This window comes from Actinomadura parmotrematis (assembly GCF_019458805.1).
In the GTDB taxonomy this organism is placed as follows: Bacteria; Actinomycetota; Actinomycetes; order Streptosporangiales; family Streptosporangiaceae; genus Spirillospora; species Spirillospora parmotrematis.
Map to the genome: position 1 here is coordinate 121,213 of NZ_JAIBOA010000012.1, position 23,954 is coordinate 145,166.

At 75.7% G+C, this 23,954-nt stretch carries 19 protein-coding genes; 9 read left to right on the forward strand and 10 right to left on the reverse strand.

Annotation, left to right across the window (positions count from 1 at the left end; all coding sequences use genetic code 11):
• Positions 1–24 precede the first annotated feature (24 nt).
• From K1Y72_RS19750 to wecB, 9 genes are all read right to left on the reverse strand, one after another.
• Positions 25–2,037, reverse strand: coding sequence for a glycosyltransferase family 2 protein (locus K1Y72_RS19750; protein WP_220167865.1), 2,013 nt, complete (start codon positions 2,035–2,037; stop codon positions 25–27).
• Between the two features lie 208 nt (positions 2,038–2,245).
• Positions 2,246–3,787 carry a DUF6020 family protein gene (locus K1Y72_RS19755; protein WP_220167866.1) on the reverse strand — a complete coding sequence of 514 codons (1,542 nt, stop codon included), beginning with the start codon at positions 3,785–3,787 and terminating at the stop codon, positions 2,246–2,248.
• Positions 3,784–5,094 carry a lipopolysaccharide biosynthesis protein gene (locus tag K1Y72_RS19760; RefSeq protein WP_220167867.1) on the reverse strand — a complete coding sequence of 437 codons (1,311 nt, stop codon included), beginning with the start codon at positions 5,092–5,094 and terminating at the stop codon, positions 3,784–3,786. Before K1Y72_RS19760 ends, K1Y72_RS19755 begins: the two co-directional genes overlap by 4 nt.
• Positions 5,091–5,528: a DUF2304 domain-containing protein gene (locus K1Y72_RS19765; protein ID WP_220167868.1), complete on the reverse strand. Its 438-nt coding sequence runs from the start codon at positions 5,526–5,528 to the stop codon at positions 5,091–5,093. Before K1Y72_RS19765 ends, K1Y72_RS19760 begins: the two co-directional genes overlap by 4 nt.
• Positions 5,525–6,217: a glycosyltransferase family 2 protein gene (locus tag K1Y72_RS19770; protein WP_372452933.1), complete on the reverse strand. Its 693-nt coding sequence runs from the start codon at positions 6,215–6,217 to the stop codon at positions 5,525–5,527. Before K1Y72_RS19770 ends, K1Y72_RS19765 begins: the two co-directional genes overlap by 4 nt.
• Positions 6,218–6,710: 493 nt before the next feature.
• Positions 6,711–8,225, reverse strand: a complete 1,515-nt coding sequence (locus K1Y72_RS19775) for a hypothetical protein (protein WP_220167869.1) — start codon at positions 8,223–8,225, stop codon at positions 6,711–6,713.
• Positions 8,226–8,345: 120 nt separating this feature from the next.
• Positions 8,346–10,544 carry a glycosyltransferase gene (locus K1Y72_RS19780; RefSeq protein WP_308287147.1) on the reverse strand — a complete coding sequence of 733 codons (2,199 nt, stop codon included), beginning with the start codon at positions 10,542–10,544 and terminating at the stop codon, positions 8,346–8,348.
• 11 nt (positions 10,545–10,555) lie between these two features.
• Positions 10,556–11,242, reverse strand: coding sequence for a hypothetical protein (locus tag K1Y72_RS19785; protein ID WP_220167870.1), 687 nt, complete (start codon positions 11,240–11,242; stop codon positions 10,556–10,558).
• Positions 11,235–12,341, reverse strand: a complete 1,107-nt coding sequence (gene wecB, locus K1Y72_RS19790; protein WP_220167871.1) for a non-hydrolyzing UDP-N-acetylglucosamine 2-epimerase — start codon at positions 12,339–12,341, stop codon at positions 11,235–11,237. The genes K1Y72_RS19785 and wecB overlap by 8 nt, the downstream gene beginning before the upstream one ends.
• A gap of 23 nt (positions 12,342–12,364) precedes the next feature.
• Here wecB and K1Y72_RS19795 point away from each other — a divergent pair, with 23 nt between their 5' ends.
• The 3 genes from K1Y72_RS19795 (at position 12,365) to K1Y72_RS19805 (ending at position 16,318) form a co-directional block, all read left to right on the forward strand.
• Positions 12,365–13,813, forward strand: coding sequence for a glycosyltransferase family 4 protein (locus K1Y72_RS19795; RefSeq protein ID WP_308287148.1), 1,449 nt, complete (start codon positions 12,365–12,367; stop codon positions 13,811–13,813).
• 22 nt (positions 13,814–13,835) lie between these two features.
• Entirely contained in the window at positions 13,836–15,101 is a 1,266-nt protein-coding gene (locus K1Y72_RS19800) for a nucleotide sugar dehydrogenase (RefSeq protein ID WP_220167872.1), read from the forward strand.
• 104 nt (positions 15,102–15,205) lie between these two features.
• On the forward strand, positions 15,206–16,318 hold the full coding sequence (locus tag K1Y72_RS19805; protein ID WP_220167974.1) for a glycosyltransferase family 4 protein: 1,113 nt from the start codon (positions 15,206–15,208) through the stop codon (positions 16,316–16,318).
• 139 nt (positions 16,319–16,457) lie between these two features.
• Here the strand turns inward: K1Y72_RS19805 and K1Y72_RS19810 are convergent, their stop codons facing one another.
• Positions 16,458–18,251, reverse strand: a complete 1,794-nt coding sequence (locus K1Y72_RS19810) for an outer membrane protein assembly factor BamB family protein (protein ID WP_220167873.1) — start codon at positions 18,249–18,251, stop codon at positions 16,458–16,460.
• 45 nt (positions 18,252–18,296) lie between these two features.
• Between K1Y72_RS19810 and K1Y72_RS19815 the strand changes: the two genes are divergently transcribed.
• From K1Y72_RS19815 to K1Y72_RS19840, 6 genes are all read left to right on the forward strand, one after another.
• Positions 18,297–18,893 carry an HD domain-containing protein gene (locus K1Y72_RS19815; protein WP_220167874.1) on the forward strand — a complete coding sequence of 199 codons (597 nt, stop codon included), beginning with the start codon at positions 18,297–18,299 and terminating at the stop codon, positions 18,891–18,893.
• A gap of 13 nt (positions 18,894–18,906) precedes the next feature.
• Positions 18,907–19,404, forward strand: a complete 498-nt coding sequence (locus K1Y72_RS19820) for an SRPBCC family protein (RefSeq protein ID WP_220167875.1) — start codon at positions 18,907–18,909, stop codon at positions 19,402–19,404.
• Between the two features lie 31 nt (positions 19,405–19,435).
• Positions 19,436–20,131: an acetoacetate decarboxylase family protein gene (locus K1Y72_RS19825; RefSeq protein ID WP_308287149.1), complete on the forward strand. Its 696-nt coding sequence runs from the start codon at positions 19,436–19,438 to the stop codon at positions 20,129–20,131.
• Positions 20,128–20,883 (forward strand): SDR family NAD(P)-dependent oxidoreductase, encoded by a 756-nt coding sequence (locus K1Y72_RS19830; RefSeq protein ID WP_220167876.1) that lies wholly within the window; start codon positions 20,128–20,130, stop codon positions 20,881–20,883. The genes K1Y72_RS19825 and K1Y72_RS19830 overlap by 4 nt, the downstream gene beginning before the upstream one ends.
• 13 nt (positions 20,884–20,896) lie before the next feature.
• Positions 20,897–21,388, forward strand: coding sequence for a cupin domain-containing protein (locus K1Y72_RS19835; RefSeq protein ID WP_220167877.1), 492 nt, complete (start codon positions 20,897–20,899; stop codon positions 21,386–21,388).
• Positions 21,389–21,493: 105 nt separating this feature from the next.
• Positions 21,494–23,893, forward strand: a complete 2,400-nt coding sequence (locus K1Y72_RS19840) for a HelD family protein (RefSeq protein WP_220167878.1) — start codon at positions 21,494–21,496, stop codon at positions 23,891–23,893.
• Positions 23,894–23,954: the final 61 nt, after the last annotated feature.

The window sequence follows — 23,954 nt, forward strand, 5'->3', positions numbered from 1 at the left end:
GGGCTCGCGCGTCCGCGGGGCCGGTCAGGCCCGGCCGAGGAGGCGGCGCAGCACCCGCAGCCGGCCGCCGCGGGCGGGCGCGGCCCGCACCAGCGACAGGTTGCCCTTCTTGGTGCGCACCGCGTCCGGAGCGGCGGCCGCCTCCGGGGCGGCCGGGGCGCGGAACCGCACCGTGCCCCCGGCCACGCTGATCTCGTAGGACACGTCCCAGATCCCCTCGGGCAGGTCCTCCAGCGGCAGCTCGGCGGTGATGCGGCGGCGCTCGGGGCCGTCCGCCGCGACGGCGGCGGCGACGGCGCGGACCTCGTCGCCGTGCCGGCGGCCGAGCAGCACCCGCACCTCGACGCGGTCGGCGCCCGGGAGCGCGGTGGCGATCCCGGCCGCCAGCCGGCGGCGGCCCGGCCCGGCCGGGTGGACGGTGGCGCCCTCGACGGGCGGCGCGGCGCCGCCGGTGCGGCCGACGAGCAGCGCGAGACCGCCCGCGTGCGGGGTGAAGTAGGGGGTGACGACGGGCGGCCCGGCCGCGACCGCGGCCACCCGCGCGCCCGGCGCGGCCGGGTCCTCGCCGGCGCCGTCCGGGCGGGGGCCGTCCGGGCGGGGGCGCAGCAGGCGCGTCTCGGCGACCACGCCCTGGAGGGAGACGACGGCGTGCGCGTCCCACCGGCCGGCGGGCAGCGGGCCGCCGTCCGCGACGGTCCCGAGGTCGATCATCGCGGTGCGGAGCCGGGGCGCCGCGGCGGCCGGGGCCGCCGCTCCCCGGCCGGCGGCCGGTGGAAGCGGGTAGGGGTCGAAGGGGACGCGGTACTCGCGCTCCCCGCCGCGCTCGCGGAGGGCGAGCTCGACCCGCTGCGCCCGCTCGTCGACGCGCTCGGCGCGGGCGTGCCCGTCCACGGCCAGGTACCCGGCGTCCCAGCGGACGGCGGTGACCGTGCCGCTCGCCCGCAGGGGCTGCCCGGACAGGAACATCTCGTCGGGGATGGCGAGCTCGGCGGCGCGGAAGAAGCCGGGGTAGGCGTGGTAGGTGCGGCGGCCGTCCACCACGATCGGCGGCTGCTGCTCGGCGTGGACGCGGGCGAGCTCGTCCACGAGCCCGTCGTGGCCCGACCGCAGCAGGTGGGCGAGCACCCGGTTGTAGGGCGACAGGTCCTTCAGCGCGCCGTGCCCGGCGTACCGGCGCACCAGGGCGCGGGCGCCCTCCTTGGTGTCGCGGCGCTCGGTGTCGTCGAAGGAGGGGTAGCGGCGGTCGAACCGGGAGAACACCTCGTAGGCGAAGTGCCGGCGGAGCAGCCGGTCGCGGACGGGGCCGGGCTCGGTCCGCTCGGTCACGTAGGCGAGCAGCTTGTCGATCTCGGGGAAGTAGTCGCGGGCGGGCGCGCCGCCGACCTGCAGGGCGCTGGTGCCGTCGGACCGGTCGACCCAGTAGTAGCAGTCGTAGTCGGCGAGCACCGACACGCCCTTGGCCTCGAAGTAGGCGCGCACCGCGAAGATCTGGTCCTCCCCCGACAGGACCCGCTCGGGGAAGCGGATGCCGTGCTCGTCGAGCATCCGGCGGCGGTACAGCTTCAGCGCGGTGAGGCTGCCGTACAGGTTGGGGACGGCGTCGTGGATGGTGGTGAAGGGGACGGTCCGCTCGAACAGCGCCCGGTTGACCCGGCGGCCGACGCCCACGTACTTGGGCACCACCACGTCGGTGCCGTTCTCGTCGGCCATCGCGACGCAGCGGGCGAGCGCCTCGGGGCCGAGGTGGTCGTCGGCGTCCAGGAAGAACACGTACTCGCCGGCGGCGGCGTCCAGCCCGGTGTTGCGGGGCCGGCCGGGGCCGCCCGAACCGGTCGCGTGGCGCAGGACGGTGACGTGGGGGTGCCCGGCGGCGAGGCGCTCCAGCTCCTCGCCGCTGCCGTCGGTGGAGGCGTCGTCCACGGCGATGAGCTCGACGGCGCCGGGCGGCATCGTCTGCTCCAGCACCGAGCGCACGGTCAGCTCCAGGCTGGGCCTGCAGTTGTACACCGGCACGATGACGCTGACTCTCGGATCCACCTTCTCCACTCCAGGGCTCGACGCGAAGGCCGCAGAACGGCGAGCCGAGGACCTGGACCGCCCTCCAGGGGCGGATGCCTGGAGGAGGGCCCCTGGGGTGGCAGGCGATCCTGCAATCCCGGCGGATGCCATGGGCCGAAGCCGGGTCGATCCTATCGAAGGGACGCCACCGGGACGGTTGCGACGCGAGGAGTCCCGGCGCTTCCCGCTAGGGCTCGCGGTCGCCCTGGGCGGTCGCGCCGGCCGGCTCCTGCGCGGGCTCCGGCTCGGGTTCCGGCTCGGGTTCCGGCGCGGGCGGCTCCTCCTGCGGTTCCCGCGCGGCGGGGGGCGGCCCGGTGCGGGACGCGGCGCGGCGCGCTCCGGCGAACGCCAGCGGGACGGCGAGGACGCCGATCAGCATCGGCCCCGGCATGTAGCGGAACAGCTGGGCGGGGTTGGCGGCGAGCACCGACAGCTGCCCGGCGACGATCATGGCGGTGAGGGCGAGCGCGGCGGGGCTCCGGCGGCGCCGCGCGTACAGCGCGATCGCCGCGATGCCCGCGTAGCACCAGATCGGGGCCCGCCAGAGCAGGAACTCCAGCTGCTCCATGCGGCTCGCCCGCAGGACGAACACCATCGCGTCGCGCTCGGGCTGCAGGAGCGGGCGCGTCCTCAGGTCGGCCAGGTAGGGGTTGCCCTCCATCCGGCCGCCGGGCGCCGCCCAGCCGAACCGGTCGGGCGTGACGCCGCCCTCGCCGACGATGGTGTGCCCGTCCAGCTCGCGCGGCCCCGGCCAGATCCGCCAGGCGATGGAGCCGCGGCAGACGCGGGCGCCGATCGCCGCGTCGGGGGTGCGGCGCAGCGTGCGGCCCCACAGCGCGAGCAGCTCGTCGGTGCGCCCGTCGGCGACGGTCTTGTCGAACCGGGGCCGGTTGGTCAGCCAGTCGGAGCTGTAGCAGCTCGTCCCGGCCTGGTCCCAGAACCACAGCGGCGCGACCTCGGCCATGACGGCGCGGTCCCGCGCGGTGAAGGTCTCCGGGCGGTCGTGGTAGGTCACCGCGATGTCGGCGTACGCCGAGGCGTAGGTGAGGCTCGGCTGCGCCGCCTCGATCTTCAGGGCGGGGTAGACGAGCGAGGTCAGCACGAAGGAGAACGCGATCGGCACGAGGGTGAGGGCGAGCAGCCGCGCCCAGTACCGGCGGAGCGCGATCACCAGGACGGGGACGGCGACGAGCGCCGTCAGGAACCCGTTGTTGCGGAACAGCACGAGGCCGAGGAAGCCCGCGCCGATCAGCCAGAACGCCCGCGCGGGCGGCGCCTCGCCGGCGAGGCGCCGGGCGACGATCCGGCCGGTCGCGGCGAACACCACGACCGCCGAGATGGTGAACGGCACGTCCTTCCACACGAACGAGGGGAACTGGCCGAGCGAGGGGATCGCCACCGCGACGAACGCCGCGAGCGCGGCCCAGCGTGCGCGCACCCCGAGGTCGTGCAGGACGTCGGCGGCGTAGGCGAGCGCCACCGCCCACAGCACGACCTGGAGGAAGGTGAGGGTGGCGAGGGTGCCGGTGCCCTTCAGCGACAGCCAGACGAGCCCGTCGTAGGGCACCGAGTGGTTCGCCATCCAGTGCCCGGTGGTGACGTGCCACACGTAGGCGACCGAGTCGTAACTCATCGCCCCCGGGTAGAAGGCCGCCCACCAGAGGAGCAGCACGACCTGGCAGACCGCGTAGACGGCGAGCGGGAGCCGCAGCCGTGCGGGAAGTCTCAAAGGGTCACCATTCCATCGTCGATCCGTCCCCCCGCGGGGACCGTGGCGCGGGCGGCGCCCGCCAGCCGCAGCCCGAGCAGCAGGACCGCCGCGGCGCACGACAGCACGAGCGCGACCTCGACCCGCGGGAGCACGTCCATGGGGAGCAGGCAGGCCAGCACGAAGACCAGCAGCGCACCGGCCCACCCTAGGCCGTTGCCGGCGTGCCTGCCGAGCGCGACGAGCCCGGACTGGAACACCTGCGCGATCATGTAGAGGGCGGTGGCGCCGGCGAGCACCACGATGTCGAGGCGGCCGAGGTGGAAGCCGGCGCCGAACGCCAGGTGCAGCACCTGCGGGCCGGCCAGCGCGGCGCCGAGCACGCCCGCCGCGCCGACGGCGCCGGTCGCGGCGAGCACCCGGCGCAGCTCGCGGCCGAACGCGGGCCGGTCGCCGGCGGCGAGCGCCCGCGACAGGCCGGGCAGCAGCACCGCCTGCACCGCCTGGAACAGGAACAGCGGGACGCGGGCGACGACGAACGCGGCGAGGAACCGCCCGGCGGCGTCGCTGCCGGGGTCCAGCAGCCGGACCGCGACCATCGCGGCGTTGGCGACGCCCTGCGCGCAGACGGCGGCGAGCAGCAGCCAGCCGAGGTTCACCGAGATCTCCGACCAGGCCGCGGCCGGGCCGGGGCGGAGCGCGGCGCGCGTCCCGGGGGCGGTGGCGAGCACCGACAGCAGCGGCGCGGCCGCGAGCAGCCAGGCGTAGGGGGCGGCGGTGTGCACGCCGGCCGCGAACAGCGCGAGGCAGCCGGCGATGCGGACGCCGCCCTCCAGCCCGAGCTGGGCGGAGTACCAGCCGAACCGGCCGGTGCCCGAGAACGCGCCGCGGGTGACGTACTGGGCCGACATCGCCGCGAGCGCGGCGCCGAGCGCGAGCAGCGGCGCCCAGCGGCCGTCGAACAGCCGGCCGACGAGGGCGGGGGCGAGCAGCGCGCCCGCCGCGAGGAGCACGGCGAGGACGGCGGCGGCGCCCGCGGCGGTGCGGGCGAGCACCGGGGCGCCGCCCTGGCCGAGCTGCCCGCGGTGCGCGAGGGCCCGCCCGGCCTCCTGCTCGAACGGCAGGAAGGCGCCGATGCCGAAGGTGTAGACGAGCGTCCACAGCGTGGACAGCGAGGCGAACTCGCGCGGTCCGACGGCGCGCGCCGACAGGACCAGGTAGACCGTCGCCGACACGCCGAGCAGCACCAGCCCGGCACCGACGATCATGGTGCCCCGGCCGGCGGTCGGCGCGGCGCGGCGGCCGGGGGGTGCCGTCGCCGCGCTCACCGGCGCTCGGGCCGCTCGTCGCGGGGCTCCGCCGAGGCGGCGGGCGCGGTACCGGCGGGCGCGGCGTCCGGGCGCTGGAGCAGCGCCGCGCAGCGGCCCTCGTGCTCCAGCCGGTCCAGGCGCTCCAGGCCGATCGTCTCGGCCAGCGTGCGCACCTTGTCCTCCAGCCGGCTCACCTCCGAGCTGAGCTGCACGTTCGCGGTGAGCAGGACCAGGCTCGCCCCGAAGAACAGCAGGTTGGCCGGCACCTGCACGCCGGTGATGTCGGCGAGCCAGGTCAGCACGTCCGGGAAGATCGCGAGGACGGCGATGGCGACGGCGACGAGCACCCACACGACCGCGTACTTCTCGCGCAGCCGGCGCCGCCGCAGCATCTCGAAGATCACCAGCATGGAGATGCCGGCGCCGAGCAGCCCGAGGCCGTAGACGTTCACTCCGGCCGCACCTTCTGCGGGCGGACGAGCGCCATGCCGAGCGCGACGACGGCGCGGCAGAGGTAGATCGCGGCGCGCACCGGGGACTGGCTCGCCCGGCCGCCCGCGCGCGGCCGCATCGCGACCGGGAGCTGGCGGACGGTGCAGCCCGAGCGGATCGCGATGACCAGCGTCTCCACCGTGTCGCCGAGGTACTCGGCCGGGTAGTGCTCGGCGAACAGCTCGATGGCGCGCGGCCCGGCCGCGCGGAACCCGCTGGTCGTGTCGGTGAGGCGGGTGCCGGCGAGGCGCGACAGCACCGCCGACAGCATGACCATGGCCCAGCGGCGCGGCCCCCGGCCCGCCGAGTAGGCCCCCTCGCCGGCGAAGCGGGCGCCGACGACCACGTCGGCCTCGCCGAGCGCGGCGACCAGCGCGCCGATGTAGGAGGCGTCGTGCTGGCCGTCGCCGTCCACCTGGACGACCGACCGGTAGCCGTGCGCGAGGGCGTACCGGTACCCGGCGCGCATCGCGCCGCCGACCCCGAGGTTGAAGGGGAACTGCACGACGGGGGCGCCGGCGTCGCGGGCCGCGCCCGCGGTGTTGTCGCTCGACCCGTCGTCAACGACGAGCACGTCCACCGGCGGCTCGCAGAGCGCGAGCTCGGCGAGGACGCCGCCGATGCTGGCCTCCTCGTTCAGCGCGGGCACGACGACGAGCGTCGCGGCGCGCGGCGGCTCCCCGGCGTCGCCGGGCGGTGCGTCCGTGGCGAGTTCGGAAATGGTGCGGCCCTCCGTTCCCCGTCGCCCCGGCGCCGCGGGGGCGCCGGGACGGCCCCCTCCGCCGGGCGGAGGAGGCTTCCTTGCGGATGTGCGTCGCCGGGGCCCGCGGGCCGGCCCCCACCGGCGCGCCCCGGCGGGTCAGGGCGTGGGCCGGCGGCATGGGACCGGACGTCGGTCCGGCTGTCGCGCGTCCACCGGCGCCGCCGTGCGAGCAGGGCGGTGAAGGCCGACCGGCGGAGCGGGCACGGCCCACGACGAGAAGACCAGGGCAATCCGTGAGTATAACGACGCGGGCGCGCCGATCGTGCCCGGCGCGCGCGGGCGGGCTCCCTTCGGCTCACCTGGCCCATGACGGCCCTGTACCCCGGAAACCACCGGACCCTTCCCCCCGAAAGGGTTCTTTGCCCCCGGCCGGGGACCGCTAGAGCCGGCCCGCCTCCTCCACCGCCCGGTCCTCGGCGGGGGCGGGCGCGGGCCGCCGCCCCGGCTCGCGGACGCAGGCGAGGACGGCGGCCAGCACCGCGAACGGGACGGCCGGCAGCACGTACCGGTAGTCGAAGTCGGCCGTGGCGGCCGGCACGACGAGCAGGGCCAGCCCGACCGACCAGGGCAGCAGCACGGCGCCGCCGAGGCGCCGGATCCGCAGGACGATCCCGGCGAGGCCGACCGCCAGCATGATCCCGAGGGGCGTGCCGTGCAGGTAGGCCCAGGACTGGTAGCCGCGCATCGTCGCCGCGTAGGGCTCGACGACGCGCACGTCGGCGGTCCGGCCCCCGTACAGGCGGCCGGGCACCGCGTCCCGGTCGGTGATGGCGGCGCCGACCGGGAACTCGTACGTCCGCATGATCGCCGCCGACGGGTAGGCGGTGCGCCGCCAGGCGAAGGCGCGCCAGGTGTCGCGCCAGACCACCGCCAGGTAGTCGCCGGGCTGCTCGGTGATCGCCGCCGTCGCGAACGCGCCGGCCAGCTCGTTGGCCTGCGGGTCGTACAGCCCGCCCGGCAGCTGCCGGAACCCCGAGTTCCCGCCCCACAGCGCCGACAGCGCCGGCGCGTACGCGGGGTTGGGCGGGATGCCGTCCCGGCAGAGGATCGCCACCCGCGGCTCCGGCTTGATCACCGAGCACTTGGCGAACGCGACGGTGCGGCCGTACAGCCAGATCTTGTCGGTGGTGGTGATGGAGTAGGTGCCGTAGAAGGCGTGGAACCAGGTCATGTAGGCGGCGACGGGCAGCACCGCCGCGGCCGCGGCGGCGGCGATCGGCCGCCAGCCCGCCCGGCGGAGCGCGAGGCAGACCAGCACGACGATCAGCATGGGCAGCCCGACCGAGCGGACCATCGCGGCGGCCGAGACGGCCAGCCCGGCGAGCGCGCCCGCCCACCAGCTCGTCCGCCGCCGCCACATGACGAGGGCGACGCCGGCGACCAGCCCGAAGGTGAACAGCGAGTCCGACATCATCATGTGCTCGAGCTGGATCGTGTACGCGTCGTAGAGCACCGGGACCGTCGCGAGGGCGGCGACCGCCCCCGCGAGCAGGGGCCACCGGGGCCGGGAGGCGAGCACGGCCCGCCGGCACAGGGCGTAGACGATGACGCCGACGAGCAGCCCGAGGGCGTGCTGCGCGGCGAGCACCACGCGGAAGTCGTGGGCGGGCTTCAGCAGCAGCAGGAACAGCGAGTACCCGCCGGGCCGCAGCTGCGAGGGCCGCCCGTCCAGCGCCGTCTGGAGGTAGGTGTGCGAGTCGCCGAACAGCCCCATCGTCGGGTAGCCGCGGATCGCCGTCCAGCGCAGCCAGGCCGCGCCCGCGAGGACCACCGCGAACAGCCCGTGCGCGCGCAGCCACCGCAGGAGGGACCGCGCCCCCGACCCCGCCGCCTCCACCACGCGCTCCTGCGACGGCACGCTGCGAACGGCCGCCTTCGAGACCCTCTCAAGCACCCTGGCTCCGTAGCTGGATCCGCTCGGCCGACACCCGCCCGAAAGCGCCGGGCCTCCCGCCAGAGCATAGTGCCGGGGGGCCCGGAGCCTTGCCACAGCACGCTTTCGGCGGTTCCGCCGTCAGCGCATCATGGCCGGGCCGAGGTCGGCGGGCGCGTGCCCGGCGAGGGCGTCGACGAGCTGCGCGCAGACCTCGTCCAGGCCGTAGGCGGCGCGGACCTGGGCGCGGCCGTCGCGCCGGTCGGCGTCCCAGCGGCCGAGCCGGACGGTGTCGGCGATCGACTGCGCCATCTCCGTGGTGCTGCGGTGGATCCACCGGGTGTCGTAGATGGTGTCGGCGCCCGGCCAGTTCAGCAGGGCCGGGACGGCGCCCGCCGCCATGCCCTCGGCCGGTGCGAGGTGGAAGCTCTCGTCGTCGCTGGTGGACAGCACGAACCCGATGCGGCGCAGCCACGCCGCGACGTCGCGCCCGTAGTCGTCGAAGACGACGCCGCCCGACAGCAGCGGCGAGCGCCGCACCCGCCGGAACGCCTCCTCGAAGTGGGCGCGCTCCTCGGGCTTCTGCCAGATCCACCAGTAGTCCCACGGCAGCTTGGACTTCACGAACAGCGTGAACCGCGGGTCGTCGCGGCGCAGCTCCTCCAGCACGTCCAGGGCCAGGTCGAAGCGCTTGCGCGACGGGGCGAGGCCGATGAAGCCGAGGTGGTGCTCGGCGCCCTCCAGCTTCGGCCGGTCGAGCTGCTTGTCGTCGACCCAGTTGGGGATGACGACGACCTTGTCCGACGGCCAGCCGGTCTTGGCGAGCGTCAGGTCGCGGTAGTGCGGGCTGACGCAGATGACCTTGTCGACGTTGTCGATGGCGAGCTTGCGCGGCCAGTCGGCGTACAGCTCGAACCGGTGCAGGCGGACCAGCAGCCGCTGCCCGGGGCGCTTCCGCTCGGCGTACCAGAGCGCGTTCGGGCCGCACCACTCGCAGAGGATGACGTCGGCCCAGTCGAGCAGCTCCTCGCCCTTGGCCGGGTCGTGGACGCGCAGCGCCGACCAGTGGTCGACGCGGACCTCCATGTCGGGCCGCGAGTTCAGGTAGTCCAGCAGCCGGGTGAAGAACTTCAGGTCGTGCCCGGCGATGCCGACGCGCAGCTTGCGGCCGCCGCCCGCCGCGAGGACCTTCTCGTCGGCGGCGGGGAACGCGTCCGCGAGGTATCCGGCGAGCCGCGCCGACGAGGCGTCCAGGGTGTAGTCCTCGGCGGCGGCGCGGCAGCGGGCGGCGGCCAGCGCGTACAGCTCGGGGTCCTTGGCGACGCGGTCGAGGGCGTCGGCGACGTCGTCCTCGGTCGCGACGAACAGCGGGTAGTCGGCGCCGAACAGCCGCTCGTGCATGGGCGTGCGGTTCAGCACGACCGGCACGTTGAGCAGGCCGCACTCCAGCAGCTTGGTCGACAGCTCCAGGCTGGAGTCCAGCGACGGGTGCCGCCAGGACAGGCCGACGTCGCAGGCGGCGGTGAGCCGCATCGCCTCGGCGCGCGGGTGGCCGCCGTGCCAGACGACGCCGGGCGCCGACTCCAGCGCGGCCTGCATGCGCGGCGCGTAGCCGGGGTCGCCGGGGTCGACGTGGACCTTGTCGCCGATCATGTGGACCTCGGCGTCCACGGTGAGCCGCGCGGGCAGCCGCGTCATCTCGTAGGTGTTCCAGCGCGGCGCGAACTTGCCCGTGTAGACGAGCTTCAGCGCGCGCCCGGCCGGGGCGCCCTCGGCGCGCGGCTCCAGCCCCTCGGGCAGCGCCACGACCGGCGGGAACAGCACGCTCTTGCCGGCCGTCGCGGGGACGGCGCTCTCCATGAAGCAGCGCAGCTCCTCGGTCTGGCAGAGCAGCATCCGGGAGGCGTCGGCGATGCGGCGCAGCTCCCCGAACGCGGCGCCGGTGAACTCGGCCGGGTGCTGCGGGACGTCGGTGAGGTACGTCCAGAGGCGCCCGGCGAGCGGCCCGGCGGCGAGCTTGGCGGCGATCTGCCGGCCGCGCACCACGACCAGGTCGAACGGGTCGGCCTCGTCCAGCTCGGCGAGCACCCCGGCCGCCCAGCGCGGCACCATGACGGCGTGGTCGGGGATGCGGCCGGCGGCGTGCGGGCTGTGCACGGTGACGCCGGGCAGGCCGCGCAGCGGGTCGACGAGGCGGCCGGTGCGCACCGGCGCCTTCAGCACGAGGGTCACCTCGCAGCCGGCGCGGGCCAGGGACTGCACCATGCCCTGGACCCAGATCGCCGAGCCGTCGATCAGGTTCAGATCGACGTCTCCGTAGACGAGGGCGCGAAGCGGCACGTTGGTTCCTTTCACGGGACGAGCAGGTCGGCGAGCTGGACGGGCGCGGTCGCCCGCGCGTCCCACTCCAGGCAGGCCAGGGTCGGCGGCGGGTTCTCGCCCCACAGCACCACGGGCAGCTCCCGGGCCTTGGCGATCCGGCGCAGGTCGTGGACGGCGCGGTCGCGGTCGTACATGCCGGGCTGGCCGAGGTAGGCCCACGGGCCGCCGGGCGCGCCCGCCGTCGTGTCGATCAGCAGCAGGTCGGCGTCGGCGGACGCCAGCACGATCTTGGCGTCGTGCGGGTAGAGCGGGACCGTCCGCGCGTGGTCCGCGAGCGCGTCCCGGGTGCCCGCGCCGAACACGCCCGCGACGATGAGCGTGGTGCACGGGTTGGCGACGAGCAGCCGGTCCTCGGGCCGCTCGGCGGCCTCGAACACCGCGGCGTCGCCGCCCTTGACGGCGGGCGCGGCCTGCGGGACGTGCCGGTTCTTCCACAGCCGGTACAGGTCGCGCGGGAGCCGGGTGCCGCGCTTGGGGTTGCGCGCGGTGCCGGCGAGCAGCCGCCCGGCCTGCCAGGTGGTGGAGCCCTCCAGCGCGGCGAGGCGCTTCTCGGCGAGCGCGAGGCGCTCGTCCCGGTCGCGCAGCGCCGAGCGCAGCTTGGCGGCCTGCTGGTGCGCCTTGGCGAGCGCGGCGGCGTCGGAGGCGGGGTCAGTCACCGAGGAACTCCATGATCACGTCGGCGATGCGGGGGCCGGCCTGGCCGTCCCACAGCGGCGGCTTGCGGTGCTCGGCCGCCGGTTCGGCGTCGAGGGCCTTGCGGACGGCGGGGACGAGCTCCTCGAAGGTGACGAGGCGGTTCGTCCCGTGGGTGAGGGTGATGGGCCGCTCGGTGTTCGGGCGGACCGTCAGGCAGGGCACGCCGAGGATCGTCGTCTCCTCCTGGAGGCCGCCCGAGTCGGTGACGACGGCCGCGGCGCCGCGCACGGCGGCGATGAAGTCGATGTAGCCGAGCGGGTCCAGGACGTGCACGCGCGGGTGGTCGTCCAGGCCCGCGGCGAGCAGCGTGGCGCGGCCGCGCGGGTGGACGGGGATGACGACGTCGGCGAGGTCGGCGACGCCGTGCAGCTGCTGCACGAGGGCCGCCGCGGTCTCGGGGTCGTCGACGTTGGCGGGCCGGTGCATGGTCGCGAGGACGTACCGGTCGGGCAGGCCGTGGGCGGCGCGGACGCGGGCGGTGTCGAACCGGTCCAGGTTCCGCAGCAGCGTGTCGATCATCGGGTTGCCGACCAGGTGCGTCCGGTGCACGTCCACCCCCTCGGCCGCCAGGTGGCCGATCGCCTCGGGGCTGGTGACCAGGCAGAGGTCCGACAGCTGGTCGGTGAGGCGCCGGTTGACCTCCTCGGGCATGGTCATGTCGAACGAGCGGAGGCCCGCCTCGACGTGCGCGACGGGGATGTGCAGCTTGGCCGCGACGAGCGCGGCGGCGATGGTGGAGTTCACGTCGCCGTACACGATGACGAGATCGGGTGAACGGGTCGTGAACTCCGCCTCAAGCCCCGTCATCAGGGCGGCGGTCTGCCGGGCATGGCTCCCCGACCCGACGCCGAGGTTCACGTCCGGCTCGGGCAGCCCGAGCTCGTCGAAGAACACCTCGGACATGGCCCGGTCGTAGTGCTGGCCGGTGTGCACCACCACCTGCTCGACGCCCCGGCCCGCCAGCGCCCGGATCACCGGCGCGGCCTTGACGAAGTTGGGGCGCGCCCCGAGGACGTGCACCAGCACGTGCGAAGCCGTCATCATTTGCCTTTCGTTCATCGGGGTCGCCTACGCTCCCCGCCGTGTCACCGAGAACCACCGCGCCGAAAACGGCGATCTACCTGCTGGGTTCCGCCTGCCGCCAGCTCCGCGACGACCCGGGGCGGCTGCCCCGGCTCGCGGCCAGGCTGACCCCCGTCCCGGCCGTCCGCCGGTCCAAGCTGGCGCTGCCCCGCCCCCGCGACCCGCGGCGCGAGTCCGCGGACCTGCAAAAACTTCTTGACGCTCCGGCGGCCTCCCCGAGACCCGGGCCCCACCTCACCCCGGGGAACGGACCGCGGACCGTCCTCATGTTCGTCACCAATGCGTTGCCCGTCACGAACGCGGGTTACACCGTCCGGACGCATCGCGTCGCGCTCGCCCAGCGCGAACTCGGCCTGGCCCCGCACGTGGTGACCCGGCCCGGCTACCCGCTGGGCCAGGGCGTCCGCGACGCCCGCGCCCGCGTCGACGTCGACGGCGTGCCCTACCACCGGCTGCTGCCGTGGCTGCCCGCCGCCGACCCCGTCCGCGACGTCGCCCAGGGCGCCCGGCTCGCCGGCCGCCTCATCGACGAGCTCCGGCCGGGCGTCCTGCACGCCGTCAGCAACCACCAGAACGCGGCGGTCGCGCTGGCGGCGGGCCGCCGGCACGGGCTGCGGGTCGTCTACGAGGTGCGCGGCTTCCTGGAGGACTCCTGGCTGTCGCGCGACCCCGCGCACTCGCCGGACGACGACTTCTACCGGCTCACCCGCGCGCTGGAGACCCGCCGCATGGCCGAGGCGGACGCCGTCGTCACGCTCGGCGAGGCGATGCGCGCCGAGATCGTCTCGCGCGGCGTCGACCCGGCGAAGGTGTTCACCGTCCCGAACGGCGTCGACGACGCGTTCCTGGAGCCGCTGCCCGACGGCGCGCCGCTCCGCGCCGAGCTCGGCATCGCGCCGGACGCGACCGTCGTCGGCTTGACCTCGTCGTTCTACGGCTACGAGGGCATCGGCACGCTCATCGACGCGGCCGCGCTGCTCCGCGACCGGGGCACCCCGGTCGTGCTGCTGCTCGTCGGCGACGGCCCCGAGCGGGGCGCGCTGGAGCGGCGCGCCGCCGAGCGCGGCGTGCGCGCCGTGTTCACCGGCCGGGTGCCGGTCGCGGCGGTTCGCGGGTATCACGCGGTCCTCGATGTCTTCGCGGTCCCCAGAACGGCCGACCGAGTTTGCCAATTGGTGACCCCACTCAAACCGATCGAAGCGATGGCAGGGGGAATCCCTGTCATAGCAAGTGATGTCAAGGCACTCCGCGAAATCGTGGAACCCGGCGTGACAGGGACGTTAACACTTCCGGAAGACCCGGGAGCCTGGGCCGATTCTCTCGGTTCGCTCATTTACAGTCCCGAACGACGCCGAAAAATCGGACAGGCCGGTCGGGATCAGGTCAGGGCGGAACGCACGTGGCGTGCCGTCGCCTCCCGCTACCGGGCGGCCTACGCAATCGAATGATCTTCGCGAAGGGAGCCACCTGGTGGATCTGGTGGTCATCGGGCTCGGCTACGTCGGGCTGCCGCTGGTGCGCGAGGCCGCCGCCGCGGGCCTGCAGACCGGCGGCCTGGACCTGAACGCCCGGGTGGTGGACGGCCTCGCCGCGGGCCGGTCGCACATCGACGACGTGTCCGACGCCGAGGTGGCGGCGATGCTCGCCGCCGGCTTCCGGCCGAGCACCGACGAGAGCGTGCTGGACGGCGCGCAGACCGTGGTGGTCTGCGTGCCGACCCCGCTGTCGGAGGAGGGCGGCCCGGACCTGCGGGCCGTCAAGGGCGCGGCCGCGGCCATCGCCCGCCACCTGCGGCCGGGCGTCCTGGTCGTGCTGGAGTCCACCACCTACCCCGGCACGACCGAGGAGGTGCTCCGCCCCCTCCTGGAGGAGGGCTCCGGCCTGACCGCGGGCACCGACTTCCGCCTGGCGTTCTCGCCCGAGCGCATCGACCCGGGCAACCCGGTCTACGGCGTCCGCAACACGCCCAAGATCGTCGGCGGGCTGACGCCGGCGTGCGCGCAGGCCGCCGCCGCCTTCTACGGCAAGTTCGTGGAGCGGGTCGTGCAGGCCAAGGGCACCCGCGAGGCCGAGATGGCCAAGCTGCTGGAGAACACCTACCGGCACGTCAACATCGCGCTGGTCAACGAGATGGCGGTGTTCTGCAACGAGCTCGGCATCGACCTGTGGGACGCGATCGACTGCGCCGCCACCAAGCCGTTCGGGTTCCAGGCGTTCCGGCCCGGCCCCGGCGTCGGCGGGCACTGCATCCCGATCGACCCGAACTACCTGTCGTACAAGGTCCGCTCGCTCGGCTACCCGTTCCGGTTCGTGGAGCTGGCCCAGGAGATCAACGACCGGATGCCGCGGTACGTCGCCGAGCGGGCGCAGCAGCTGCTGAACCGCGAGGGCCGGGCGCTGAAGGGCGCCAAGGTGCTGCTGCTCGGCGTCACCTACAAGGCCGACATCGCCGACGAGCGCGAGTCCCCGGCCCGCCCGGTCGCCCGCCGCCTCGCCAAGCTCGGCGCCGACCTGGCCTTCCACGACCCGTACGTGACGCGCTGGTCGGTGCGGGACGAGGAGGTGCGGTACGCCGGCGACGACCTCGCCGCCGCGCTGGAGGACGCCGACCTCGTCGTCGTCCTCGCCGACCACGCCGAGTACGACGCCGGGCTGCTGTCGCGGCACGCGCGGCTGCTGTTCGACACCCGCGGCCGCACCCGCGGAATCCGCAGAGAATCCGTCGAACTGCTGTGACAGGCACCCTGAATGCGCCCCGCGTTCACCCGGGGGGCGCCCGGAATTCACCGGCGCCGGGAATGGTCTCAACGGCTCATCGAAACACTTCCGGAGTGAGTGGAATGCGGGTCTGCGTTTGCACGATCGTGCACCATCCCGAGGACGCCAGGATTCTGCACCGGCAGATCCGCGCCCTGCTCGACGCGGGCCACGAGATCACCTATATCGCCCCCTTCCGCGCGTGCAACGTCACGCCGTGGCGCGAGGTGAGCCCGGTGGACGTCCCGCGCGCCACGGGCCGCAAGCGGCTCGCCGCGCTGCGCGCCGCGCACCGGGCGCTGGAGGAGCATTCGGCGTACGCCGACCTGGTGCTGCTGCACGACCCCGAGCTGCTCGTCGGGCTGCCCGCCACGGTGCGGCGCCGCACCGTCGTGTGGGACGTGCACGAGGACACCGCGGCGGCGCTGTCGGCCAAGGGCTGGGTGCCCGGCCCGGCCCGGCCGCTGCTCCGCCCGCTGGTGCGCCGCCTGGAGCGGCGCACCGAGGACCGCCACCACCTGCTCCTCGCCGAGAACGGCTACGTCGACCGGTTCACCCGGGCGCACCCGGTCGTCCCGAACACCACCTACGTCGCCGACCTGCCGCCCGGCCCGCCCGACGACCGGCGCGCCGTCTACGTCGGGCACCTGTCGGTGGCCCGCGGCGCCCTGGACATGATCGAGACGGCCCGGCTGCTGGCGCCCGAGGGCGTCCTGGTCGAGCTGATCGGCTCGGCCGACGCGGACGTCCGGCCGGCGCTCCGCGACGCCCAGCGCGAGGGGATCCTCCGCTGGTACGGGTTCGTCCCGAACGACCGGGCGCTCCGCATCGCCGCGGGCGCGATGGCGGGCCTCGCGCTGCTGCACGACGAGCCGAACTACCGGCACTCCATGCCGACCAAGGTCGTGGAGTACATGGCGCACGGCATCCCGGTGGTGACCACGCCGAACCCGCCGGCGGTCGGGATCGTCGAGCCGACCGGCGCCGGGATCGTCGTCCCGTTCCGCGACCCGCGGGCGGCCGCCGACGCCGTCCGCCGCCTCCGCGCCGACGTCGAGCTGCGGACGGCCGCGGGCAAGAACGGCTACGCCGCCGCCCGCGCCCAGTACCACTGGCCGGCGCAGGCCGAGACGTTCGTCGCCCAGCTGGAGACCTGGGGCGGCCGCTCCCCCGCCTCCCTCACCGAACCCGCCTGACCACCCTCCGCACACGACCACCCGGTCACCCTCCGTCGACTTGCGGCGTGTTGGCCTGCGGGAGCGCTCCCATCGCCCAACACGCCGCAAGTCGACGGACGGCGACCAGGGGGTCATGCGCGGAGGGTGACGGGCGCGGTCAGGACGGCGGGGGGACGGCGGGGGGCGGGGCGGCCGGGGGGAGGCGGGTCGCGAGGACGGCGGCGAGGCGCTCGGCGACGCCGGGGAGCTGCGAGGCGCTGACGACGACGATCGTGCGGTCCACCCGCACCGCGACCGTCCCGGCGGTCGGGCCGAGCTCGTACACGTCGTCGCCGCCGAGGTCGAAGCGGTGCCGGGCCTCGGACTGGACGTCGGCGAGCGCGTCCATGAGCTGCGCGGCCGACGCGCCGTCCGGCGCGACCCAGCGGACGGCGACCCGCACCGCGCGCGCCCCGGCGGCGCCGCGCTCGTCCTGCTTCGGCGTGTAGGTGCAGGCGGTCGGGCGCGGCAGCGTCACCGGCCCGACCGACGACCGCTCGGCCCGCACGCTGTAGGCGGGCAGCCGGGCGGCGGTGAGGTCGCCGGGCTTCAGCAGCGCGCAGGCGTCCGGCCACCGGGCGGCGGGGACGCCGCCGAGCTCGGCCGGTCCGCTCCGGGTGAGGCCGCGGCGGAGCACCAGCAGGTGCGCCGCGCCGGTCGGGCGGGGCGCGGCCTCGGGCAGCGCCACGTAGAGCATCCCGCCCGCCGCCGCCATCCACGGCACCGCGCCGTCCAGGTCGGGGTCCAGCGCGAACGGGACGGGCACCGTGGACGCGGCGCCGTCGGCGGGCGACACCAGGTCGACGCCCGCGGGCAGCAGCCCGGGAGCGAGCCGCGGCCGCAGCGCGTAGATCCGGCCGCCGGCGGCGGCGAGCGCCGCGTAGGCCGGGGTGTCCTGGCGCCACAGCATCCGGCGGGCGACCGGGTCGACGGACTCCATGACGGCGGCGTCCGGGGGCGCGTCCGCCGGCCGGTACACGACGATCAGGCGGCCGTTCTCGGCCAGCGCCGGGCACATGCCGTCGCCGCACACCTCGTCGCCGGGCCAGACCGCGAACGGCTCGCCCGCGGTGTCGAAGGCGCGGAGCGCGGTGCCGTCGGCGGCGAGGGTGAGGCCGCCGCGGACCGAGACGCGGGGCGCGAGCGGCGAGCCGAGCGGCCGGTCCCACAGGATGCGGCCGGTGCCGGGGTCCAGGGCGAGGAGCCGGCCGCCCCCGGCGCAGTCCAGCGCGAGCGCGGCGAGGCCGTCCTCGGCGTCGGCGGGCGCGGGCGCGTCCTCGAACAGGCGGCAGCCGGCCGGGACGCGCAGGTGCCAGCGGCGCGCGCCGTCGCCGGCGGCCCGGCCGAACACGACGGCGCGGGTGCCGTCGGTGGTCAGCACCGTGCCGGACCCGGCGGGCCAGCGCAGCGTGGCGCGCGAGCCCTCGGCGGGCCGCTCCCCCGACGCGCGCCAGAGCAGCGCGCCCGACAGGGCGTCGAAGGCGACGAGGCGCCGGTCGGCGCGGTGCCCGTCGCGCTCCAGGTAGGCGGCGAGCCGCCCGCCGGTCGCGGCCCAGCCGAGCAGCGACCAGCCGGCCCGCCGGTAGGACCAGCGCAGGTCGCCGGTGCGGGCGTCGCGGACCTCCAGGCCCCGCCCCGACGCGGTGACGACCTGCCCGTCGGCGAGCAGGTGGGCGACGCCGTCGTACCCGGCGACCGGGCCGCGGTGGACGCGCGTCGAGCGCTCCCAGCTCACCGCCAGCGGGCCGGGCGGCGGCCCGCTGTCAAGCTGCCGGGCGAGGGGGTCGGCGGTCTCGGTGCGGCGCACCTGCCACCACTCGGCGGCGAGCACGTACCGGTCGACGAGGACGGCGGCGAGCGCGAACGCGGCCAGCACGGCCAGCAGGCCGAGGACCGGCCGTCGCCCGCTCACCACGGTCCCTCCCGTACTGTCGCGCCGTCCCGTTACTGTCGTGCCGTGCAGACCTTCACCTCGTGGCGGACCTGGGACGAGGCCCGCGCCGCCCTCGCCGGCGACCTGGACGCCGCCGCCCTGGACCGGCTGGACCGGGCGGCGGAGGCGGCCCGGAGATGGCACGGTACCCAGCTGCGGCCCACCGGCGTCCCCTACATGGAGCATCTGCTGGAGGCGCTGGAGGTCCTCGTCCGCGGCGCGGGCGTCACCGATCCTGCCATCCTCGCCGCCGCGCTGCTCCACGACGCCGTCGAGGACACCCCCGCCACCCTCGCCGACGTCGAGGCCGCGTTCGGGCCGGAGGTCGGCGAGCTGGTCGACTGGGTCACCAAGCCGCCGGCCGGCGGGCCGGGCCGGCAGGCCAAGCGGGCCGCGAAGGCCGCCTACCTGCGGCGGCTGCGGGACGCGCCCCGCGCGGCGGTCCTGGTGAAGCTGGCCGACCGGGTCAGCAACACCCAGACGCTGGAGGACATGCCGGCCGACTTCCAGCGCCGCTACTACGCCGAGACCGTCACCTACATCCAGCCGCTCGCGGCGGACGAGCCGTGGTTCCGCGACTGGTACGCGGGGTGGGCCGAGCGGTACGCGCACCTGCGCTGACACAATCCGTCCCATGGAACGCGAATGGGTCGTCGAGGAGAGCGTGCCGGTGGCGGCGTCCCCGGACGCCGTCTACGCGGCGGTGGCCGATCCGCGCCGGATGCGCGAGTGGAGCCCCGAGCTGTTCGCCGTCTGGGTGCGCGGGAAGCGGGTCGCCGAGGGCACCCGCTTCGTCGGGTTCAACCGGATCGGCTGGCGCGTCTGGTTCACCACCTGCGAGGTGACGGCGGCGGTGCCGGGGCGGGCGTTCGCGTTCCGGGTGTCGACGTTCGGGATGCCCGTCGCGCTGTGGGGCTACCGCGTCGAGGGGACGGGCGAGGGCACGTCCCGGCTCGCCGAGTACTGGGAGGACCTGCGGCGCGACGGCCGCAGCGCCGGCCTCGTGTCGCTGCTCGGCCGCGTCGGCACCGGGGTGCCCGCCGCCGAGCGGGCCGCGGTGAACCGGCGCGGGATGCGCACCACGCTGGAGCGGATCCGGGCGTCGCTGGAAAGCACCGCGCCCCGCCGGTGACAACAAAACAAGAACCTGTTCTACTAATCCTGTGACGAACGAGTCCCCTGTGATCCAGGGCGAGCGGGTCGCGCTGCCGGTGGAGATCCGCGACGCCGCCGTGGCGTCGGCGATGTTCGCCGTGCCCGCGCCCGCCGCGCGCGACCTCATCGCCTACGCGGGCCTGGCGCCCGCCGCCCGGTTCGGGCGGGCGGTCTGCTCGCTCGCCGCCGTCCGCTACGCCGACGGCGACCTCGGCGCCTACCACGAGTTCGCCGTCGCGTTCCTCGTCCGCGACCCGGTGGACGGCGGGATCGGCGCGTTCATCCACTGGCTGCCGGTGAACCAGTCCTTCACCTTGGAGGCGGGCCGCTCCATCTGGGGCTTCCCGAAGGAGATGGCCGACATCCCGCTGGACCTCGCCGGGCGCGTCAAGCGCTGCGCCGTGCGGTTCGGCGGGCGCACCGCGCTGGAACTCGCCGTCCGGCCGGGCGCGCCGCTGCCGACGCGGTCCGCCGCGCCGTCCATCGTCGCGTTCTCCCACCTGGACGGCGTCACCCGCCGCATCCCGTGGACCGTCAGCCCCACCGGCGTCCGGATGCGGCCCGGCGGCGCGACGCTGCGCCTCGGCGACCACCGCGTCGCGGACGAGCTGCGCGCCCTCGGCCTGGACGGCGCGCGGGCGCTCAGCACCAGTACCGTCACCCGCATGACCATGAGCTTCGCCGGAGCGGAGGAGGTCCGATGACCGGTGCGCGCACCGCCCTCGTCACCGGCGCGGGCAGCGGCCTCGGCGCCCTCGCCGCGCAGCGCCTCGCCGCCGCCGGCTGGGACGTCGTCGCCCTCGACGTCGACGAGCCGGGCCTCGCCGCCACCGCCCGCCGCTCCCCCACCCTGCACACCCGCGCCTGCGACGTCACCGACCCGGACGCGGTCGCCGCCGTCGCCGCCGAGGCCGGGCCGCTCCAGCGCGTCGTGCACGCCGCCGCGATCAGCCCGCTCGTCCCGGCGCTGGACCAGCCGGTCGAGGACGTCCACCGGGTGCTGCACATCAACTTCCTCGGCACCGTCCACGTGGTGCGGGCGGCGCTGCCGGCGATGCTGGACGCCGGGCGCGGCGAGATCGTGCTGTTCTCCTCCCTCGCCTCGCTCGTCCCGGGCCGCCTGACGTCGGCGTACGCGGCGGCCAAGGCCGCGGTGAACGCCTACGCCGAGTCGCTGCTGATCGAGTACGGCGGACGCGGCGTGACGTTCCGCGTCGTCGTCCCCGCCCAGGTCGACACCCCGATGTACCGGCGCCAGGCCGCCGCGCACCCCAAGGCGACGGCCGGCATGAAGGGCATGGACCCCGGCGCCGTCCTGGACGCCGTGGACCGCTCCCTGGCCCGCCCCGAAGGCGACCTCTACGTCTACCCTGGGACCGTCGCGCGCCTCACCGCCGCGACCAAGCGGCACTTCCCCACCCTGATGCGCCGCGTCCTCGACAAGCAGACCTCCTGACCCGGAGCCCTCCATGACCTACCCGCCGCCCGTCTACCACGGCGAGAACGGCGAGATCAGCGCCGTCCTGCGCCCCTCGGACCAGGGCCCCGACCTCGTCTACCCCGGCTCGGGCACCCGCGTGCACTACCTGGCGACGGGCGCGACCACCGGCGGCCGCTTCGGCCTGTACCGCTGGGAGATGGGCCCCGGCCGCAGCGGCCCCGACCCGCACTTCCACCGCACCATGCAGGAGTCGTTCTACGTCCTGGACGGCACCGTGCAGATCTACGACGGGACGGACTGGCGCGCCTGCCGCTCCGGCGACTTCGTGCACGTCCCCGAGGGCGGCGTCCACGGCTTCCGCAACGAGTCCGGCGAGCCCGCCGCCATGCTCATCCACTTCTCCCCCGGCGGCCCCCGCGAGCCCTACTTCGAGGGCCTCGCCTCCTTCGCCGTCAACGGCCGCCCCTCCGCCGAGGAGCTGGCCGCCTTCTACCGCCACCACGACAACCACTTCGTCTGACCGCGCGCGCCCGTGCACGTGCGGGCGGTGGCCGGGGCGGGTCGCGCGGGACGGGCGCGGCACCGCATAAGCTGGCTCCTTCCCGGATCAGGAGGAGCAGCCCGCATGTCGTCCCCGGTCACCGGCCCGGCGTCCACGGTCAAGGACCGGGAGATCGCGGCCGAGCAGCGCTACGTCGACGTCGCCTACGAGCGGCTCGCGGAGATGCGCGCCGACGCCCAGGCCATGCTGCGCGAGGGCTTCCGGATCGCGCAGGCCGGCACCAAGGCGTCGCTGGTCGACCGCGACGCGATGGTGCACCAGGCCTCGCTCCGCGCGCAGGCCCTCGACGTCGCCGACGACGGCCTGGTCTTCGGCCGCCTCGACCTGTTCCCGCGCGAGCCCGAGAACGGGCAGCAGCCCGGCCGCATCGTCGACGGCTGCGAGGTCCGCTACATCGGCCGCATCGGCGTCCGCACCAGCGAGCACGACTCGCTCGTCATCGACTGGCGCGCCCCCGCCGCCGAGGACTTCTACCGCGCCACCCCCGAGGACCCGCGCGGCGTGATCCGCCGCCGCGTCCTGCACTCGCGCGGCCACGCCGTCGTCGACCTGGAGGACGACCTCCTCGACCCCGACGCCGCCGGTGACCTCACCATCGTCGGCGACGGCGCGTTCCTCGCCTCGCTCGCCCGCACCCGCGAGGGCGCGATGCGCGACATCGTCGCCACCATCCAGCGCGAGCAGGACGAGGTGATCCGCGCGCCCGCCGAGGGCACCGTCCTCGTCCGCGGCGCCCCCGGCACCGGCAAGACCGCCGTCGCCCTGCACCGCGTCGCCTACCTGCTGTTCCGGCACCGCCGCCGGTTCGGGTCGCGCGGCGTCCTCGTCGTCGGCCCGAACCGCCGCTTCACCGCCTACATCGAGCGGGTGCTGCCGTCGCTCGGCGAGGGCTCGGCGACGCTGCGCTCGCTCGGCGACCTCGTCGCCGGCGCCACCGCCACCGTCCACGACACCCCGGGCCTGGCCCGGCACAAGGGCTCGGCCGCCATGGCGCACGTGCTGCGGCGCGCCGTCGCCGACCAGGCGCCGGGCGCGCCCGGCGAGCTGCGCGTGGTGTTCCGCGGCACCGTCGTCCGGCTGGACCGGCCCGCCCTCGACAAGATCCGCGCCGACGTGCACCGGCGCGTCCGCGGCAGCGTCAACGCGGGCCGCCGCCAGGCCATCGACGCGCTGCTGGACGCCCTGTGGAAGCGCCTCGCCGACACCGGCGGCCCCGACGCCGACGCCGACGACGGCCAGCTCGGCCTGTGGAACGCCATCCTCGCCGCCGACGGCCTGGAGCAGCTCGACCGGCCCGGCGGCACCGCCGCCGCGTCCGACCGGTCCCGGTTCGACGCCGTCGTCCGCGAGCAGCGCGCCTTCACCGCCTTCCTCGCCGCCTGGTGGCCGATCCGCCGCCCGCAGGACGTCCTCGCGTCCCTCGGCGACCCCGAGCGGCTGCGCCGCGCCGCCGCCCGCGACCTGCCGGCCGACGCGATCGGCCCGCTCGCCGCGTCGTTCGCCGGCCCCGCCCTCAGCTACCAGGACGTCGCCCTCCTCGACGAGCTGGACGCCCTGCTCGGCGCCCCGCCGCGGCCCCGCCGGACGCCCGAGGGCGAGGACGACCCGTTCGTCGTCGACGGCGTCAACATCCTCACCGGCGAGGAGGTCGCCGACGAGTCGTGGGAGCCGCAGATGCAGGAGCTCACCACCTCGATGGAGCGGCTGGAGCGGTCGCGGCGCGTGGACGACGGCGTCGTCGACGAGCGCCCCGAGTACGCGCACATCGTCGTCGACGAGGCGCAGGACCTGTCGCCGATGCAGTGGCGGATGCTCGGCCGCCGCGGCCGCCAGGCCAGCTGGACCGTCGTGGAGGACCCGGCGCAGAGCGCCTGGGAGGACCTGCCCGCCGCCCGGCAGGCGATGGAGGCCGCCCTCGGCGGCGAGCAGCCCCGCTCGCGCGGCCGCTCCCGGCGCCCCCGCAAGCCGCCGGCGCGCCGCACCCGCCACGAGTACGAGCTGACCACCAACTACCGCAACTCGACCGAGATCGCGGCGGTGTCCTCGCGCGTCCTCGCCCTCGCCCTGCCGGAGGCCCGCCCGGCCCGCGCCGTCCGCGAGTCGGGCCTGGACCCCGTCGTCACGGTCGTCGCCGACCCCCGCGCCGCCGCCCGCGCCGCCGCCGAGGAGCTCCTCGGCCAGGTCGACGGCACCATCGGCGTGATCACCCCGCTGTCCTGGCCGGCCGCCGACCGCGCGGCCCTCACCGCGGGCCTGCCCGACCGCGTCCAGTCCCTGGACGTCCTGGAGGCCAAGGGCCTGGAGTTCGACGCCGCCGTGATCGCCGCCCCGGAGACCGTCGCCGCCGAGTCCCCGCGCGGCCTCCGCGTCCTCTACGTCGCCGTCTCCCGCGCCACCCAGCGCCTGACCGTCGTCACCACCGACCCGCAGTGGCGCACGACCCTGCTGGAGGACGGGGCATAAGGGACGTCTCGGCTTCGCCCCTGTGTTCGTTTTTTCAATATCGAGCAAAACCCAGTGTGAT